Source organism: Microbispora sp. CSR-4 (genome assembly GCF_008033685.1).
In the GTDB taxonomy this organism is placed as follows: domain Bacteria; phylum Actinomycetota; class Actinomycetes; order Streptosporangiales; family Streptosporangiaceae; genus Microbispora.
This window is the reverse complement of the sequence record NZ_VJVX01000015.1, coordinates 52,997-68,382: the sequence shown is the minus strand read 5'-3', so window position 1 is coordinate 68,382 and position 15,386 is coordinate 52,997. Positions and strand designations below refer to the sequence as shown.

General features: G+C 71.7%; 16 protein-coding genes. 11 read left to right on the top strand and 5 right to left on the bottom strand.

Annotated features, from left to right (window positions below):
* Positions 1-3 precede the first annotated feature (3 nt).
* Together FLV34_RS14045 and FLV34_RS14040 are read right to left on the bottom strand one after the other, a co-directional pair.
* Entirely contained in the window at positions 4-387 is a 384-nt protein-coding gene (locus FLV34_RS14045) for an STAS domain-containing protein (RefSeq protein WP_142649161.1), read from the bottom strand.
* Positions 387-1,889 (bottom strand): PP2C family protein-serine/threonine phosphatase, encoded by a 1,503-nt coding sequence (locus FLV34_RS14040; RefSeq protein ID WP_168066142.1) that lies wholly within the window; start codon positions 1,887-1,889, stop codon positions 387-389. The genes FLV34_RS14045 and FLV34_RS14040 overlap by 1 nt, the downstream gene beginning before the upstream one ends.
* Before the next feature lie 271 nt (positions 1,890-2,160).
* Between FLV34_RS14040 and FLV34_RS14035 the strand changes: the two genes are divergently transcribed.
* The 5 genes from FLV34_RS14035 to FLV34_RS14015 all read left to right on the top strand — a co-directional run bounded on the left by FLV34_RS14035 (position 2,161) and on the right by FLV34_RS14015 (position 6,933).
* Entirely contained in the window at positions 2,161-2,391 is a 231-nt protein-coding gene (locus FLV34_RS14035) for a hypothetical protein (RefSeq protein ID WP_142649159.1), read from the top strand.
* A 179-nt stretch (positions 2,392-2,570) separates the two neighbouring features.
* Positions 2,571-3,563 (top strand): glycerophosphodiester phosphodiesterase family protein, encoded by a 993-nt coding sequence (locus FLV34_RS14030; RefSeq protein ID WP_240971656.1) that lies wholly within the window; start codon positions 2,571-2,573, stop codon positions 3,561-3,563.
* Positions 3,564-3,878: 315 nt separating this feature from the next.
* A complete protein-coding gene (locus FLV34_RS14025; protein ID WP_142649158.1) occupies positions 3,879-5,138 on the top strand; it encodes an MFS transporter in 1,260 nt (419 codons plus the stop codon).
* Between the two features lie 152 nt (positions 5,139-5,290).
* Positions 5,291-5,869 carry an RNA polymerase sigma factor gene (locus tag FLV34_RS14020; RefSeq protein WP_185949008.1) on the top strand — a complete coding sequence of 193 codons (579 nt, stop codon included), beginning with the start codon at positions 5,291-5,293 and terminating at the stop codon, positions 5,867-5,869.
* Positions 5,870-5,871: 2 nt separating this feature from the next.
* Positions 5,872-6,933, top strand: a complete 1,062-nt coding sequence (locus FLV34_RS14015) for an LCP family protein (protein ID WP_147943300.1) — start codon at positions 5,872-5,874, stop codon at positions 6,931-6,933.
* 33 nt (positions 6,934-6,966) lie between these two features.
* Here FLV34_RS14015 and thrS read toward each other — a convergent pair whose 3' ends face one another.
* Positions 6,967-8,214: a threonine--tRNA ligase gene (gene thrS / locus FLV34_RS14010; RefSeq protein ID WP_142649155.1), complete on the bottom strand. Its 1,248-nt coding sequence runs from the start codon at positions 8,212-8,214 to the stop codon at positions 6,967-6,969.
* 234 nt (positions 8,215-8,448) lie between these two features.
* On the bottom strand, positions 8,449-9,339 hold the full coding sequence (locus tag FLV34_RS14005; protein ID WP_147943299.1) for a LysR family transcriptional regulator: 891 nt from the start codon (positions 9,337-9,339) through the stop codon (positions 8,449-8,451).
* Positions 9,340-9,480: 141 nt separating this feature from the next.
* Between FLV34_RS14005 and FLV34_RS14000 the strand changes: the two genes are divergently transcribed.
* The 4 genes from FLV34_RS14000 to FLV34_RS13985 all read left to right on the top strand — a co-directional run bounded on the left by FLV34_RS14000 (position 9,481) and on the right by FLV34_RS13985 (position 11,919).
* Positions 9,481-10,032 (top strand): YceI family protein, encoded by a 552-nt coding sequence (locus FLV34_RS14000; protein WP_147943298.1) that lies wholly within the window; start codon positions 9,481-9,483, stop codon positions 10,030-10,032.
* A gap of 66 nt (positions 10,033-10,098) precedes the next feature.
* A complete protein-coding gene (locus FLV34_RS13995) occupies positions 10,099-10,833 on the top strand; it encodes a CPBP family intramembrane glutamic endopeptidase (RefSeq protein WP_147943297.1) in 735 nt (244 codons plus the stop codon).
* A gap of 31 nt (positions 10,834-10,864) precedes the next feature.
* Positions 10,865-11,218: a PadR family transcriptional regulator gene (locus FLV34_RS13990; protein WP_147943318.1), complete on the top strand. Its 354-nt coding sequence runs from the start codon at positions 10,865-10,867 to the stop codon at positions 11,216-11,218.
* Positions 11,215-11,919 (top strand): hypothetical protein, encoded by a 705-nt coding sequence (locus tag FLV34_RS13985; protein WP_147943296.1) that lies wholly within the window; start codon positions 11,215-11,217, stop codon positions 11,917-11,919. The genes FLV34_RS13990 and FLV34_RS13985 overlap by 4 nt, the downstream gene beginning before the upstream one ends.
* Before the next feature lie 30 nt (positions 11,920-11,949).
* Here FLV34_RS13985 and FLV34_RS13980 read toward each other — a convergent pair whose 3' ends face one another.
* Positions 11,950-13,086: a serine hydrolase gene (locus FLV34_RS13980; protein ID WP_147943295.1), complete on the bottom strand. Its 1,137-nt coding sequence runs from the start codon at positions 13,084-13,086 to the stop codon at positions 11,950-11,952.
* A 239-nt stretch (positions 13,087-13,325) separates the two neighbouring features.
* On the opposite strand from FLV34_RS13980, the gene FLV34_RS13975 reads away from it, so the two are divergent.
* The gene (locus tag FLV34_RS13975; RefSeq protein ID WP_142649233.1) at positions 13,326-14,060 is read left to right on the top strand and encodes a helix-turn-helix domain-containing protein; all 735 of its coding nucleotides are present in this window, start codon (positions 13,326-13,328) and stop codon (positions 14,058-14,060) included.
* 127 nt (positions 14,061-14,187) lie between these two features.
* The gene (locus FLV34_RS13970; RefSeq protein ID WP_147943294.1) at positions 14,188-15,342 is read left to right on the top strand and encodes a methyltransferase; all 1,155 of its coding nucleotides are present in this window, start codon (positions 14,188-14,190) and stop codon (positions 15,340-15,342) included.
* The last annotated feature ends 44 nt before the right edge of the window (positions 15,343-15,386 follow it).

Sequence of the window (15,386 nt, the reverse complement as noted above, 5' to 3'; positions counted from 1 at the left end):
CGGCTATTCGGCGTCGCGGGCCGGCGCGGCGGCGAGGGCGTCCACGACGGTGGGGAAGACCGGGATGTGGGACGCCAGCCCGGTGATCCACAACGCGCGGGCCGCGCCGCGCTCGACCGCGACGAGGCCCAGCCAGCCTCCCTCGTCCAGCGCCCGCTTCCAGCGGGTGACCAGCAGCCCTGTCGCCCTGGAGTCGAGGAAGCCCAGTTCGAGCAGGTTCACCACCAGGTATGGCCCGAACTGGGCGAACGCCTTGTCGAAGAACTCGGTGGCCTGTTCGTGCGTGGTGAAGTCGAGCGTCCCCCGCACCGTCAGCACCCCGATGCTTCCGCTGCTCTCGGCGGCGAACGTGGTCTCGGCTGTCGAGAGGTCAGGAAGATCGGACATCAGAACACTTCCAAGGAGTTCGGCAGAATGCGCGCGACCAGGATGCAGGTGTCGTCGCCGGTGTTGCTCGGGGCCAGGGCCTCCATGACCGCCGCCACACGAGCCTGCGGTGGCACCCTTGACACGGTCTCGGCGACCGCCGCGCTGAGGATGTCGAGGCCTTCGAACAGGTCGCGGCCCGGACGTTCGATGAGGCCGTCGGTGAACATGAGGAGCAGGTCCTCGGGCTCAAGCCGCATCTCGGCGCAGCTGTAGCTCACGTCCTCGAAGACGCCGAGCAGCACGCCGGGGTGCAGCAGCCGGTGCACCCCGTTTCCTCTGACGAGCAGCATGGGCGGGTGGCCCGCGTGGGTCCACGTCAGTGTGCGGTCCTTCGTGCGGTAGTGGGCCACGACGGACGTCGCCAGCACGTCGGGCCGCATCCGCCTGAGCAGCCGGTTCAGCGCCACGAGGATCTGCGCCGGATCGTGGTCGGCGAAGGCCAGCCCCGTGATCGCGTGCCGCAGCTTGGCCATGGCGGAGGCGGCGGCCAGGCCGTGCCCGGCGACGTCGCCCACGGCCAGCAGTGCCTCGCCGTGATCGAGATGGATCGCCTGATACCAGTCGCCGCCCAGCGGCGCCGTCTCGGCGGGAAAGTAGCGCACGCCGATCTGCAGGCCGGGCACGGCGTCCTGCATCGGCAGGATGATGCTCTGCAGCCGCGCGGTGACCTGCGACTCCTCCTCCAGCCGCTGGGTGACCTCGGCGAGCTCGTCGGCCGTACGGCGCCAGTCGGTCACGTCCTGCACGACGCCGTGGATCTCGACGGGCTGTCCGCTCACATCCCTGGTGACCTCGGCCGTGGCCCTGATGTGCCGATATTCGCCGTCGACGTCGATGCGGATCTCGAACTCGTGCGGCCCGCCGCTGCCGCTCAGCGTCGTCAGCGCGTGCTCCACGATCGGGACGTCGTCGGGGTGGGCGATCTCGCGGTAGTGCTCCAGCGCGAACGGCCCGTCGGCCGGGTCACGGCCGTGGATGACGTAGAGCTGGTCGGACCATTCGGCCTCGCCGGTGATCAGGCTCCAGTGCCCCCAGCCGAGGTGTCCCAGGCGCTCGGTGTGGAGCAGCCGGGCCGACAGGCGCTCCTCCCTGTCTCGGCGGACCCAGGAGACGAGAAGGCCGCCGTGCAGCCGGGCCAGGCGCACACCGTAGGCGGACAGATGAGGCACGCCGTCCTCGTCCTCGCGGTGCACGTAGGGATCGATGTCCTCGGGCTCCCCGGTCTCCATGACGCGGAGGTAGGCGTCCCACAGCGGGGAGCCTGCGACGCTCGGATACGCCTCGAGCACGCGCAGGCCGACGAGCTCCTTGCCGGTCCTGTCGTGGATGTCCCTGGCGTCGGGACTGGCCGCGCACACCTCGAAGTCGAGGGTCGCCCCGGCCTCCTGATCGCCGATGGGGACCAGCCACACGCCCTGGAGCGCGATCGCGTCGAGCACGCCCTGCACCAGGCCGATCATGGTTGCGAGGGCCGTTTCGTCTCCCTCGAGGCCGCTCACAGGGCCGAGCCGCGTCACGCGATCACCTCCGCCCATGGGCCACCTTTCGCGAGGTATCCGCAAGAGCGGACGGTCGGGAGGATCGCTCTTGCGCTGCCGACGAGGCTACCCTCCGCCCTTCAGGATAGGCACCGGATGCCCCGCGTTCTCCCTCGCGAGGCGCTGCCCGTCCCTGGGCACATCCACCTTCGACTTCAAGGATCTTTACGGGCTTTTTACCCTTCTCGGGTTCGTGGTCGAGCACAGCCCGGCCTGGCTGCTCCCGCTGGTCACCGCGAACGTCATCGACGCGCTCGTCCGGCACGCGCCCGTCGCCGACCTGCTGACACTGCGCTCCGCGCTGTGCCGCAGGATGCAGCACCTGTCGATCGGCTCCAGGCCGCCCAGCTCGTCTGAGCCGTTCCCTGTAGTCGTCAAGAATCCCCATAGCCGTCCAGAAAGGATCACCGTCCGCGCGGCATGAGCAGCATGATCCCCGGAGGGCCGCTCACAATGCGCTCGTCGGCCGTGGTCCAGCACGACGCGGGCGGGCGCACGACGCGGGCGGGCGCACGACGCGGGCGGGCACGGCGCGGGCGGGCGCACGGCGCGGGCGGCGAGCGGGCATAGGAGCGGGCGGCGAGTGGGCAGGGAGGGCGAGCGATGACCAGGGCAACGCTGAAAGCCACGCCTGCCCTCGTGGTCGCACGGGCCCGCACAGCCGCACGGGCCCTCGTAGAGGCGATGGGTGTACTCGTGGTCCCCACGGCGCTCGTCGTCACCCGGGCCTTCGTGGTCGCAGCGGGTGTACTCGTGGTCGCCGCGGCGCTCGTCGTCACCCGGGCCTCCGTGGTCGCGGTGCGGGTATTCGTGATCGCGATGGCGCTCGTGGTCGCGATGACCGCCACGCCCGCACTCGCGCAGGCGGAGGAGCCGCCGCCGTGTCCGCTGGTGATCGGCCACGGCGGCTACCCGAAGAGCACCGGCGCCAAGGCCAAGGACCTGATCCGCCAGCCCAACGTGCTGCGGGCGGTCGACGACCAGGCCTCGTGGGGCGCCGACGGCGTAGAGGCCGACGTACAGCTCACCCGGCGCGGCACGAAGGCCGTCATGTGGCACAACAGGACGACCAACGGGCTGACCGGCCCCCTGCAGGAGATCCGCGAGATCGGGTGGGCCGAGGGACCCGGCAACCTGCGCGACCGCCGGATCGCCCGCGGGCCGTACGCGGGTGAGCGGGTGCCGACCCTGCGGGAGTGGCTCGATCACGTCCGCGCCCGAGGGCTGCTCGCGCTGCTGGAGATCAAGAAGTCCGTCGCGCCCGTGCTCGCCGACCCGGTGCACGGCGCCGCCGCCTGGCGGGAGATCATCGATCCCATCGTCGAACGGCAGGACGCGCAGCCGATCCTCGTCTACTCACGTGACAAGTGGATCAAGGCGGAGCTCGCCGAACGGCTGCCGGACCACCTGCGTGGTTCGGCGGCGAAGTGGACCGACGGCGTCAAGTGGGACGAGCCGCCGCCTCCCTGGCAGCTCAACGAACCGCGATGGCAGGCCGTGCTCGACGAGGCTGCCAACAGCGTGATGACCAGCCACACCGCGGACTACCGCGCCTGGCTCGACGGCAGGTGCCACCGCTATACCAAAGACGTCTGACCGGGAACGGCGACGCCGGGCGCGCTCACTACGGCCGGGCGGGGACGCGCTGCGGGCGGGGACGGTCACGCACGCTGGCCGTCCAGCGAGGCCCCAGGCCCAGCCGATGTGCCGCGCTCGTCGTCCAGCGACCCGGGATCGCCACACCCGTACGGCGAGATCCCGGGGCTGACCGAAGCGCCGCGCCCGGGCGTAAATGAGGTGACGGGCGCGGGCGGGGACGGCACGATGAAGTGTCGGCCTTTCTGGGTCGCTTTCTTTTGTCGCCTTCCTTTCCACGCTCCACGTAATTCCACGTCCTCCGGAGTTGTCCCCATGCCTGGCCTCAACCGTGATCTCGGCCTGCTCAGGGATCGGCGGTTCGCCCTGCTGCTGGTCGCCCGGACGATCTCCGTACTCGGCACGGCCTTCGCGCCGGTCGCCCTCGCCTTCGGCGTGCTCGGCCTGCCGGGCGCGACCGCCAAGACACTGTCCGCCGTGCTCACCGCCGAGGCGCTGCCGATGGTGCTGTTCATGCTCGTCGGCGGGGTGATCGCGGACCGGCTGCCGCGCAACCGGGTCATGATGGCGGGGGAGTCGCTCAACGCGGCGGCGTACTTCTGCCTGGGCGCGATGATGCTCACGGGCTGGACGCCGCTTCCCGCCCTCGTGACGGCGAGCGCGGTGAGCGGGGTCGCCTCCGCGGTCCTGTTCCCCGCCCTCACCGGGATCATCCCGGACGTGGTGCCGGCCGACCGGTTGCAGACCGCGAACGCGCTGCTTGGCCTGGGACAGAACATCTCCCGCGTCGCCGGCCTCGTGCTGAGCGGCGCGGCCGTGGTCCTGCTGGGAGGCGGGTGGGCGCTGGCGGCCAGCGGGGCGATGTTCGCCGTGGCCGCCGTGCTGATCGCGCTGCTGCGCCTCACGCCCGCCGAGCGCGCGGCCGGCGGCGGGCACTCGGTGCTGGCCGACCTGCGGGACGGCTGGCGCGAGTTCGTCTCGCGGCAGTGGCTGTGGGTGGTCGTCGCCCAGTTCTCGATTCTGGTCATGGCGCTGCAGGCCGCCCACGGCGTGCTCGGGCCGCTGGTCGCCAAGCAGTCGCTGGGCGGGGCGCCCGCCTGGTCGGCCGTCCTCGCGGGCGAGGCCGTCGGCACGATCGTCGGGGTGGTCGTCACGCTGCGCCTGCGACCCCGGCGGCCCATCCTGCTCGGCACGCTCTTCACGCTGCCCACGGCTTTGCCGTACGTGCTGCTGGGCATCGACGCGCCGTTGTGGACGGTCGTGGGCGGGGCGTTCGTGATGGGGGTGTGCTTCGACATCTTCGGCGTGCTGTGGCAGACCACGATGCAGCGCGAGATCCCGCCCGAGTCGCTGTCGCGTGTGAGCTCCTACGACGCGCTCGGGTCCCTGATGTTCGGGCCGCTCGGCCTGCTGCTGGCCGGGCCGGTGGCCATCGCGGTGGGGCCTCGGCCGGCGCTGGTCGCCTGCGGGGCGATCATCATCCTGGTCACGCTGGCCGCGCTGCTCGCCCCGGGCGTACGCGGTCTGCGGGTCACCGGCGACGAGCCCGCGAGCGTGCCGGCCGCGTCGCACTGACGGCCGCTCGCCGGCCCGGACGCCGCGCGGCGGGCCGCAGGCGTACCGGCCGGGGCCGTCCATGCCGTGAACCCGGAACGCGGCGAGTGGCGAGACATGGCTGTCCGTTCCCCCACGAAGGGTCAGGCCGGCTCGATGCCATGGTGTCGTCGATGATTCCCCTTGCCACTCCACGCCTGGACTCGGATCTGATCGCCGAGTCCAGGGCGCGGCCCGAGGCGTTCGCGGCGCTGTTCGACCGCTACGCCTCGATGCTCTACCGCTACGTGTCCCGCCGCCTCGGCCCCGAGGTCGCCGAGGACCTGGTGGGCGAGACGTTCCTGGTGGCGTTCCGGCGCCGGGACCGCTACGACCTGACCCGCCCCGACGCCCGTCCCTGGCTGTTCGGCATCGTCAGCAAGCTGGTCTCCAGGCACCACCGTGACGAGGCCGCCCGTTATCGGGCGCTCACCCGCAGCCCGCTCGACGACGTCGCGGAGTCCCCCGCCGAGCGCGTCGAGGACGGCGTGCGTGCCACGGCCGTACGCCCGCTGCTGGCCGCCGCGCTGGCGCGCCTGCCGAAGGGCGACCGCGACGTCCTGCTGCTCATCGCGTGGGCCGACCTGACGTACGAGGAGGTGGCGCAGGCCCTCGGCATCCCCGTGGGCACCGTGCGTTCACGTCTCAACCGGGCGCGTCGCAAGGTGCGCGAGGCGCTCGGCCACACCAATCCGCTGCGGGACGAGGAGTAGCCATGGACGACCTCACGATGCTCCGCGACCTCGGCCGCGACCTCGAACATGAGCCCCCGGCAGGGCTCGCGCGCCGGCGGCGCCGCCTGCTCGACGAGGCGGCGGGCGGGCGCCGCCGGCGCCCGACGTGGTTCACCGGCGGACGCCGGGCGGGCTGGATCGCGCTGGCGGCGGTCGCCGTGGTCACCGCCGCGCTGGTTGTGCTGCCGACCGTGCTGCTGCGCGGGACGACCGGCGCGCACACCGTGGCGCCGCCCGCGGGAGACCGTCCTCCCAGGAAGGGCGAGGCCCTGACCGTGCTGCTCCTCGGCTCCGACCGGCGCCCGACGTCCGCACGCGTCGGCGACCTGGGCGAGCGCAGCGACCTCATGGTCCTCCTGCGGCTGTCCGCCGACCGGAAGCAGGCGACGGCCGTCAGCCTGCCCCGCGACTCCATGGTCCGGATCCCGCAGTGCCGGTCGGCCGACGGCCGGACCATCGCCGCACATGAGGACATGATCAACCAGGCGTATGCGATCGGCGGCCTGACCTGCGCGTGGAAGACGGTGGAGACCGCCACGGGCGTGCGCGTCGACCACGCCGTCGCCGTCCGTTACGACGGGCTGGCGAAGCTGGTCGACGCGCTCGGCGGCGTCGAGGTCACCCTCCCCCGTGCCGTGGACGACCCCAGGTCGAAGCTCAGGCTGCCGGCCGGCCGCTCGGTGGTCGACGGCGAGACCGCCGTGGCGTACGCGCGCCTGCGCTATGTGGGCGACGGCTCCGACATCGCCCGCATCAAGCGGAACATGGCCCTGATGCAGGCGATGCTCAAGAAGGTCTCGCGTATCGACACCCCCGCCGCCCTGTCCGCTCTCGTCCGCGTGGCCGCGACGTCCGTCACCACGGACGCGGGTCTGGACCTGGACACCATGCTCGCGCTGGCGGAGGACGTGCGACGGGCCGGCACCCGGGTCACGGCCCTGACCGTGCCCTGGCGGCCCTACGAGAAGGACCCGAACCGGATCGAGTGGAAGCAGCCCGACGCCGCGCGCCTGTTCGCCCGGCTCACCGGCGACGGAGGCTGACCGCACCGGCGTCGTCAGCCTCGCCGGTGCACGTCAGGCCCGCTGGACGGCCGGCTCCCACAGGGCGGTGGTGCGGGCCGCGACGAGGTCGCCGATGCGGGCCAGCGCCTCGGCGGCGGGCATCGCGTCGAGGGCACGGCCGTCGCGCAGGCGCAGCGCGATCTCGTCGCCCGCGGCCTCCTTCGCACCGATCACGGCCTGGTAGGGCGCCAGCCGGGCGGCCCGGACGCGGGCGCCCAGGCTGCCGTGCTCGGGCCCGGAGACCTCCGCCCGCAGGCCCAGCTCGGCGCAGCGCCGTACGAGCGCCTCGGCCCGGGGCAGCTCGGCCTCGGTCACCGGCAGGACCACCACCTGGGTGGGGGCGAGCCAGGCCGGGAAGGCGCCGCCGTACACCTCGATGAGGTGCGCCACGGCCCGCTCGACGCTGCCGATGATGCTGCGGTGGACCATGACCGGTCGGTGCCTGCCGCCGTCCGGGCCGATGTAGTGCAGGTCGAACTGCTCGGGCTGGTGGAAGTCGACCTGCACGGTGGACAGGGTGGCCTCCCGTCCCGCACCGTCGGCGATCTGCACGTCGATCTTCGGGCCGTAGAACGCCGCCTCGCCCTCGACCGCCTCGTACGGCAGGCCGGAGCGGTCGAGGACGTCGGTCAGCATGGCGGTCGCCCGCCGCCACATCTCGGGGGCGGCGACGTACTTGCCGCCGGCCCCGGGCAGGGACAGCCGGTAGCGGACCGGGCGGATGCCGAGGGCGGCGTAGGCGCGCCCGATCATCTCCAGTGCCCCGGCGGCCTCGGCGGCGACCTGGTCGAGGGTGCAGAAGATGTGCGCGTCGTTGAGCTGGATCGCCCGCACGCGGGTGAGCCCGCCGAGCACGCCCGACAGCTCGGAGCGGTACATGCCGCCCAGCTCGGCGACGCGCAGCGGCAGCTCGCGATAGCTGTGCGAGCGCGAGCGGTAGATCAGCGCGTGGTGGGGGCACAGGCTCGGCCGCAGCACGACCTGCTCTCCCCCGAGGTCCATGGGCGGGAACATGTCGTCGCTGTAGTGCGACCAGTGCCCGGAGATCTCGTACAGCTCCCGTTTGCCGAGCACGGGGGAGTACACGTGCCGGTAGCCCGCGCGCCGTTCGGCGTCGCGGATGTACTCCTCCAGGGTGTGGCGGATCACGGCTCCGTCGGGCAGCCAATAAGGCAGCCCCGAGCCGATCAGCGGGTCGGTGTCGAACAGGCCGAGCTCGCGGCCCAGCTTGCGGTGGTCGTGCATCGGGTGGTCGTGCATCGCGGTCTCCTCGCGGTTCGTGTGCGGCGAGGCGAGTGACCGGACGACGAAGCCCCGGGGCACTCGCCCCGGGGCTTCGTCGAAAGTACGTGTCAGCGCGCCGGGACGGTCTCCGGCGTCGTCGTCAGGCAGGCGCGCTTCATGCCGCGAACGCTAGCACAGCCGTTGATCGTCTCTGAACCACTTTCTCACCGCTTTCTCACCGCGCGGCGGACCGCGTTCCCGTCGCCGCTCTCACAGCGAGATGGGGCCGAGGTCGGCGGCGGTCTGCGCCAGCACGTGGATCGCGGGGTTGTCGGCGGTGGAGCGCCACGTCAGGGCCCAGTGGAGGGCGGGGGCGTCGTGGATGGGCAGGAACACGACTCCGGGAGGTCTGTTGTAGCGGGCGGCGATCTCGCCCAGCGGGTGGACGCACTGCCCGGAGGCCACCAGGGAAAGGATCTCGTGGAAAGTCCGCGCCGCGGGCCCGCGCGGGATACGGCGGCCGAGCGGTGTACGCGTGGGGACCATGGACTCGACCCAATACTCGGGGGCGCCGGGGCCGAGGTCGACGACATGGTTGTCGGCGAGGTCCTCCAGGGACGCGGTGCCGCGCCCGGCGAGCGGATGGTCCGCCGGCACGGCCAGCACGCGGCCCCCGGTGAGCACGGTCGGGCCGACCGTGAGGTCCGGTTCGGCGATGGGCAACCACAGCACGTTCACGTCGTGCTCTCCGGTGCGCAGGGCGGTGAACGGGTCGCTGCCGTAGATCTCGCCGAACTGGACGTCGCCGCCCGGGCAGCGGGCGCGGAACGCGTCGACGAGGGGGCGCAGTTCGTGCGCGGCATGACCGAACACGCCCAGCCGCAAGGTCTGACCCGTGCGCAGACCGGCCGCCTCGGCGCGGGCGAGCCCCGCCTTGATCAGGTCGAGGGCCTGCTCGAGGTCCTCCCGGAGGCGCCGGCCCACAGGGGTCAGGGCCACCCGCCGGCTGGTGCGATCGAACAGGGCCACGCCGAGGCGCCGTTCCTGCTTGCTGATGGCCTGGCTGACGCGGGCCTGGGACACGTGAAGCCGTTCCGCCGTGCGGCCGAAGTGCAACTCCTCCGCCAGCGTGAGGAAGATCTCGATGTCGCGCAGCTCCACTGATAACCCCACTGTTATGGATCGCCCCGCGAATCGTACATTGTTCCGCCGCTGACGTGCCTTGATGCTGGACACACCACACCACCGGAGAGGCGGCAGGCGAAGGATCACCGCCTCCCCTTTTCCCCAGGAGCGACCAGCGTGACAACCGCGGCTCTGACCGGCGACTACACCCTCGACATCGCCCGCACCCGGATCGGCTTCGTCGCCCGGCACACGATCGGTCCCAAGGTGCGCGGGTGGTTCGAGGAGTTCGAGGGCCGCGCGCACCTGGACGGCGACGACCCGGCCAAGTCGAACGTCGAGCTCACGATCCAGGCCGGCAGCATCCATACCCGCAATGCGCGACGCGACGAGATGCTGCGCGGCAGGTTTCTGAACCTGGCCGCCCACCCGACCATCACCTTCGTCTCGACCGCGGCACGGCAGACCGGCGCGACCACCTTCGAAGTCACCGGTGACCTGACCATCCGCGGCGTGACCAAGCCGGTCACCGTGGTCCTCGAACGGATCGGCGCCGAGCACGACCCGCAGGGCGGTGTCCGGGTTCGTTTCACGGGCGGCGCCACGATCAACCGCAAGGACTGGGGTGTCGCCTCGATCGCCGCCGCGGGCCTGGTCGGCAAGAAGGTGGTGCTGGAGTTCGATGTCGCCGCGGTCCGGCGGATCTCTGACCCATCGCGATCCGAATAGATTGCATTCCTAACTAGCTCGCCTTATCGTCTAGATCGCCAACATGGCTAAGAAGGGCGGCGATCCATGGACATCTCTGCGAGCTTCTCGACCCCGGGCCTGCTCCTGGCGGGCGCGCTGGCCGCCTATCTGGCCTTCGCCGCCCCCGTGCTGGGCAAGCGTCAGTACGACCGGCTGGCGCGACTCCGCGACCACGACCCCGGGGCGCTGGTGCGGGCCTACCGGCTGTGGATCGCCGAGGAGTGGGCCTGGGTCGCCGTGACGGCGCTGGTCCTGGTGCTGTCGCCGGGGGTCGGCCTCGCGGATCTGGGCTTCGCGATGCCGAGCCACTTCGGCACGGTCGCCCCGGCGGTCGCCGGCATGGCGGGGGCCTTCGTGATCAGCATCGTGACGGCGCGCCGGCTGGCCCGCTCCGGCCGGAGCATGCCCGGTCTGGAGGGTGTGCGGGAGCTGCTGCCGCGCACGTCCGCCGAGCGGTGGCACGCCCTCGCGATGTCGGTGACCGCCGGTGTCTGCGAAGAGATCGTCTACCGTGGCCTGCTCATCGCGCTCGGCGTCGGCGCGCTGGGCCTGAACACCACCGTGGCCGCCGCCCTGGCCCTGGCGGTCTTCGTGGTGGGCCACCTCTACCAGGGATGGACGAGCATGCTCGGGGTGGCCATCGCCGGTTGCGTGTTCACCGCCCTCTACCTCACCACCGGCAGCCTCCTGCTGCCGATCCTGATGCACGCCCTGATGGACATCAGGGGCCTCGTGTTCACGCCACGGCCCGCCCCGAAGACGGTCGGTCACGCGGTCTAGATAGTGGTCCTACCGTGCGAGGATGAAGCACATGGCGACCGACCGCCGCGCGAGCTGGCTCAAGGGCGTCCTCGACCTGCTGGTGCTGGCCAGCCTGACGGAGGGCGAGAACTACGGCTACGAGATCGCCAAGATGCTCGCCGGTTCGGGGCTCGGGCAGATCCGGGGAGGCACGCTTTATCCCGTGCTCAACCGCCTGGAGGAGGCGGGCCTGGTGTCGGCCGAGTTCCGGGTGACCGAGCGCGGGCGGGGCCGGCGTTACTACCGGCTGACCGAGCAGGGCAGGCGGACGCTGGCCGAGCAGGGCCGCCTGTGGCTGGCGTTCGACGAGTCCGTACGCACGATGCTGGCCTCGGGAGGGCTGGCCACGGGAGGGCTGAAGTGAGCGCCTACCTCGACGAGCTGAAGGCCCTGTTACACGCGGGCGGCGTGCCCGCCGATCAGGTCGAGGCCACCATCGCCGACCTGGCGTCGTACGTCGCGGAGACCGGCGGCGACCCGGAGGAGGAGTTCGGGCCGGTGGGCGAGTTCGCCGGGCAGTTGCTGGCGGCGCGAGCGCCCGAGGCCGACGCGACGGACGCCACCGAGTGGCGGTGGACCGCCGACATCTTCACCGACCGCCAGATGCTGGCCCGGCTCGGCGACCAGGGCTGGGAGATCGACCGGGTGGACCATCTCGGCAGGTTCGTCAGCCACCGCGACCCGGAACGGCCGCAGCGGTGGGAGTATCGCCGGGAACTGTCGATCGGCGGCTCCGCGCTGGCCGCGCGCCTGGCGCCCGAGGGCTGGGAGCCCTGCGGCACCTGGGTGTACTACCGGTATTTCAAGCGGCCCAGAGCCGCCAGCATGGGACCGGCCGCGCAGCTCGACTCCCCGCCCGCGGCCCCCGGGCGCAGCGTCTTCTTCAGCCGGCGGTTCTACCTCGTGCTGGCCGCGGCCCTGCTCGCCGTGGTCGTGCCCGCGATCCTGTGGGAGCCGTCGGACGGCGACGAGCCGGGCTTCCTCGCCGGCATGGCCGTCGGGGGCGTCGTCGCGATCGCCGCCCTGACGGCGATGTGGCTCTGGACGGCCCGCCGCCGTCCCTGAGCCCACCGCCGGGCCCTCCGCCCCGGGTGCTCAGCGCGTCTGCCGGGCCGGCTCGGCCGCCTCGGCCGATCCGGCCCGCCCGTCGCCGAACACCTCGGCGACGAGGCGCTGCGTCGCCTGCTGGAACGCCACTCCCATGGACATCGTGGCGTCGTCCACATAGTTCAGGGCGGCGGTCAGGGTCGTGCTGCCGTCGGGCGTGCTGTACATCAGCGCCGCGTGACCCGCCATGCCGCCGTTGTGCGTGATGACGGTTCCGCCGCCCGGCCTCTCCTGGACGAACACCCCCAGGCCGTAGCCGGCCTTCGTCTCGGGCGTGCACATCTCGGCCAGCAGCCCGGCCGGCAGCAGCCTGCCGCCCAGCAGTGCGGAGATGAACGTGTGCAGGTCGCAGGTAGTGGAGATCATGTCGCCGCCGGAGGAGATCCAGGACGGGTTGTGGCGGGTGACGTCGACCGTCCGGGTCTGGCCGTCCTCCTCATATCGGTAGTAGGCGTGGGCGTGCGGCTCGGGGATCCCGGTCTCGACGGCCGGCTGAATGGTGCCGGTCAGGTCGAGCGGTCCCAGGATCAGCCGCTGCATCTCCTCGGCGACCGAGCAGCCGGTGACCTTCTCGATCAGCAGTCTGGCCAGCACGTAGTTGGTGTTGGAGTAGCTCCAATCGGTGCCCGGCTCGAACCGTGCGGGCTTGGACAACGCCAGCCGGACCAGTTCCTCCGGCCGGTAGGTGCGGAACCGGTTGTCCACCCATTCCCTGCCCGCGGGGGTGGCGGGGATCCCCGAAACGAACGTGCCGTCCTCGAAGTACTCGCCGGTGAAGTTGAACACCCCGCTGGTGTGCTGCAGCAGCATCCGCACCGTGATCCGCCGGTCCAGCCCGAACTCGGGCAGATAGTCGTCCACCGCGGTGTCCAGCCCGAGTTTGCCCTCGGCCACCAGTTGCAGCACCACCGTGGCGGTGAAGGTCTTGGTGTTGCTGCCGATCCGGACGTGCCCGTCGATCGGCGGCTCTTCGATCCCGCCCAGCTCGCGCAGCCCGGCGCTGCCGGTCCACTCGCCGTGCTCGTCGTGCACCCGCAGCGTCACCCCGACGAAACCGGAATCGACCATCTCCTCGATGATCTTCTGCAGCTCCGGGCGGCCCTGGCCGGTGAGAGTGACGGACATGGTGGGGCTCCTTCAGGTCGGCGATGAGTCGGACGCTCGTTTCGTACACCGAAAACGCTACGTTGCGTTTCCAACTACTGCAACTTGATTCTTGCGTTGTAGACCAATAATCGCAGTTCACAGCCATAGAATCGTTGCAATGGTTCTGAAATCAACGCAACCTAGCTTCGCTCGTTCGTTGCAACCGATAGAAAGTGAACGCTATGGTGGAGGGGCCACAGACCACGGAGGAGACCGCGATGCCGGGAGGCAGGCTCACCCAGCAGGACCGCCAGCAGATCGCGCTGGGACTGGCCGACGGCCTCGCCTACGCGGAGATCGCCAGAGGACTCGGCCGCCCCACTTCGACGATCACGCGTGAGGTGATGCGAAACGGCGGCCCCACCGCCTACCGCGCCGACCTGGCCCACCGCGCGACCGAACACCGCACCCACCGCCGCAGGAAGACCGCGCCCCGGGAGCCCGGCGCCCCCTCCCAGGCCCACGGACGCGATGCCGAGGCGGTGCGCGAGTACGAGGAGGTGTTGGCCACGGTCTTCATGCAATCGGGCCTGCCCAAGATGACGGCACGGGTGCTGGCCGGCCTCTACACCACCGACGCCGGCAGCCTCAGCGCCTCCCAACTCGCCGGACGCCTTCAGGTCAGCCCGGCGTCCGTCTCCAAGGCGACCACGTTCCTGGAGAGCCAGGGCCTGATCCGCCGGGAACGCGACGAACGCCGCCGCGAGCGCTACGTCGTCGACGACGACGTCTTGTATCAGTCGATGATGGCCAGCGCCCGTGCCACCGCCCACCTCGGCGAGGTCGCACGACAGGGCGTCGGCGTCCTCGGCCCCGGAACCGCGGCCGCCGCCCGTCTGGAGAACATCGCACGCTTCGTCGCCTTCGTCTCCGAGAGCATCGTCCGGGCCGCTGACCAGGCCCGCGAGATCCTCCACACGAAAGTCGAGACGACTTCGGACAGCGCTCCCTGAGCACGCCCGGGTCACGGGTGGACGGCCTCTGCCACCACCGCCGGGACGCCTGTCCCGAGACGTCACGCGCGGCTGATGGGGACTCATCGCACGGACCCGGGCGGAGGGCCCACTAGCCTGAGCGGCGATGGACCGTATGACGACGGCGCGGGGTGATCTCGACCTCGCCCGCTTTCCCGAGGATCCCCGCGACCCGCTCCGCGCGTGGGACGCGGCCGACGCCTACCTGCTGCGGCACCTCGACGAGCGCGAGGGCGGGCCGGTGGACCTGTCGGGGAGCCTCGTCGTGGTGGGCGACCGGTGGGGGGCGCTGTCCACCGCGCTCGCCGCCCACGATCCCGTGCAGATCGGCGACTCCTACCTCGGGCAGCAGGCCACCCGCGCCAACCTGGAGCGCAACGGCCTCGGCGCGGACGCCGTACGGCTGCGCACGACCAGGGACGCGCCGCCGGACCGGATCGACGTGCTGCTGGTGCGGGTGCCCAAGAGCCTGGCCCTCCTGGAGGACCAGTTGCACCGGCTCGCCCCGCACGTGCACGAGGACACGGTGGTCGTCGGCGCGGGGATGGTCACCGAGATCCACACCTCGACGCTGAAGCTGTTCGAGCGCGTCCTCGGGCCGACGCGGACCTCGCTGGCGGTCAGGAAGGCGCGGCTGATCTTCTGCTCGCCCGATCCCGGGCTGTCGCGCGGCGCGAATCCGTGGCCGCGCAGCTACGCGTTGCCCGCCGATATCGGCGTGCTCTCCGGCCTGACCGTCGTCAACCACGCGGGCGTCTTCTCCGCCGAGCGCCTCGACGCGGGCACCCGCCTCCTGCTCAGCGCCCTGCCCGCGCGTACGGGGCCCGAGCACGTGGTCGACCTCGGCTGCGGCAACGGGGTGATCGGGCTCGCCGCGGCGCTGTCGAACCGCGAGGCCGAGGTGACGTTCATCGACGAGTCCTACCAGGCGCTCGCCTCCGCCGAGGCGACCTTCCGGGCGAACGCACCGGACGACGCCGCCGCGCGCTTCGAGGCGGCCGACGGCCTCGCGGGCTTCCCGCCGGGCACCGCCGACCTGGTGCTGAACAACCCGCCATTCCACACCCATCGGGGCAGGACCGACGCGACCGCCTGGCGCATGTTCAACGGCTCGCGTGCCGCGCTGCGGCGGGGCGGCGAGCTGTGGGTGGTGGGCAACCGCCACCTCGGCTATCACGTGAAGCTGCGCCGGCTCTTCGGCAACTGCGCGGTCGTCGCGAGCGACCCCAAGTTCGTCGTGCTCCGCGCCGTCAAGCGCTGACCCCTGCTGTCCGAACCGGCAGCTCCGAACCGGCAGCTCCGAAC

Coding starts and splice junctions, on each gene's coding strand:
- FLV34_RS14045 (WP_142649161.1), bottom strand. CDS start 387: ATGTCCGATCTTCCTGACCTCTCGACAGCCGAGACCACGTTCGCCGCC.
- FLV34_RS14040 (WP_168066142.1), bottom strand. CDS start 1,889: ATGATCGGCCTGGTGCAGGGCGTGCTCGACGCGATCGCGCTCCAGGGC.
- FLV34_RS14030 (WP_240971656.1), top strand. CDS start 2,571: ATGACCAGGGCAACGCTGAAAGCCACGCCTGCCCTCGTGGTCGCACGG.
- FLV34_RS14025 (WP_142649158.1), top strand. CDS start 3,879: ATGCCTGGCCTCAACCGTGATCTCGGCCTGCTCAGGGATCGGCGGTTC.
- FLV34_RS14020 (WP_185949008.1), top strand. CDS start 5,291: ATGATTCCCCTTGCCACTCCACGCCTGGACTCGGATCTGATCGCCGAG.
- FLV34_RS14015 (WP_147943300.1), top strand. CDS start 5,872: ATGGACGACCTCACGATGCTCCGCGACCTCGGCCGCGACCTCGAACAT.
- thrS (WP_142649155.1), bottom strand. CDS start 8,214: ATGCACGACCACCCGATGCACGACCACCGCAAGCTGGGCCGCGAGCTC.
- FLV34_RS13995 (WP_147943297.1), top strand. CDS start 10,099: ATGGACATCTCTGCGAGCTTCTCGACCCCGGGCCTGCTCCTGGCGGGC.
- FLV34_RS13990 (WP_147943318.1), top strand. CDS start 10,865: ATGGCGACCGACCGCCGCGCGAGCTGGCTCAAGGGCGTCCTCGACCTG.
- FLV34_RS13980 (WP_147943295.1), bottom strand. CDS start 13,086: ATGTCCGTCACTCTCACCGGCCAGGGCCGCCCGGAGCTGCAGAAGATC.
- FLV34_RS13975 (WP_142649233.1), top strand. CDS start 13,326: ATGCCGGGAGGCAGGCTCACCCAGCAGGACCGCCAGCAGATCGCGCTG.
- FLV34_RS13970 (WP_147943294.1), top strand. CDS start 14,188: ATGGACCGTATGACGACGGCGCGGGGTGATCTCGACCTCGCCCGCTTT.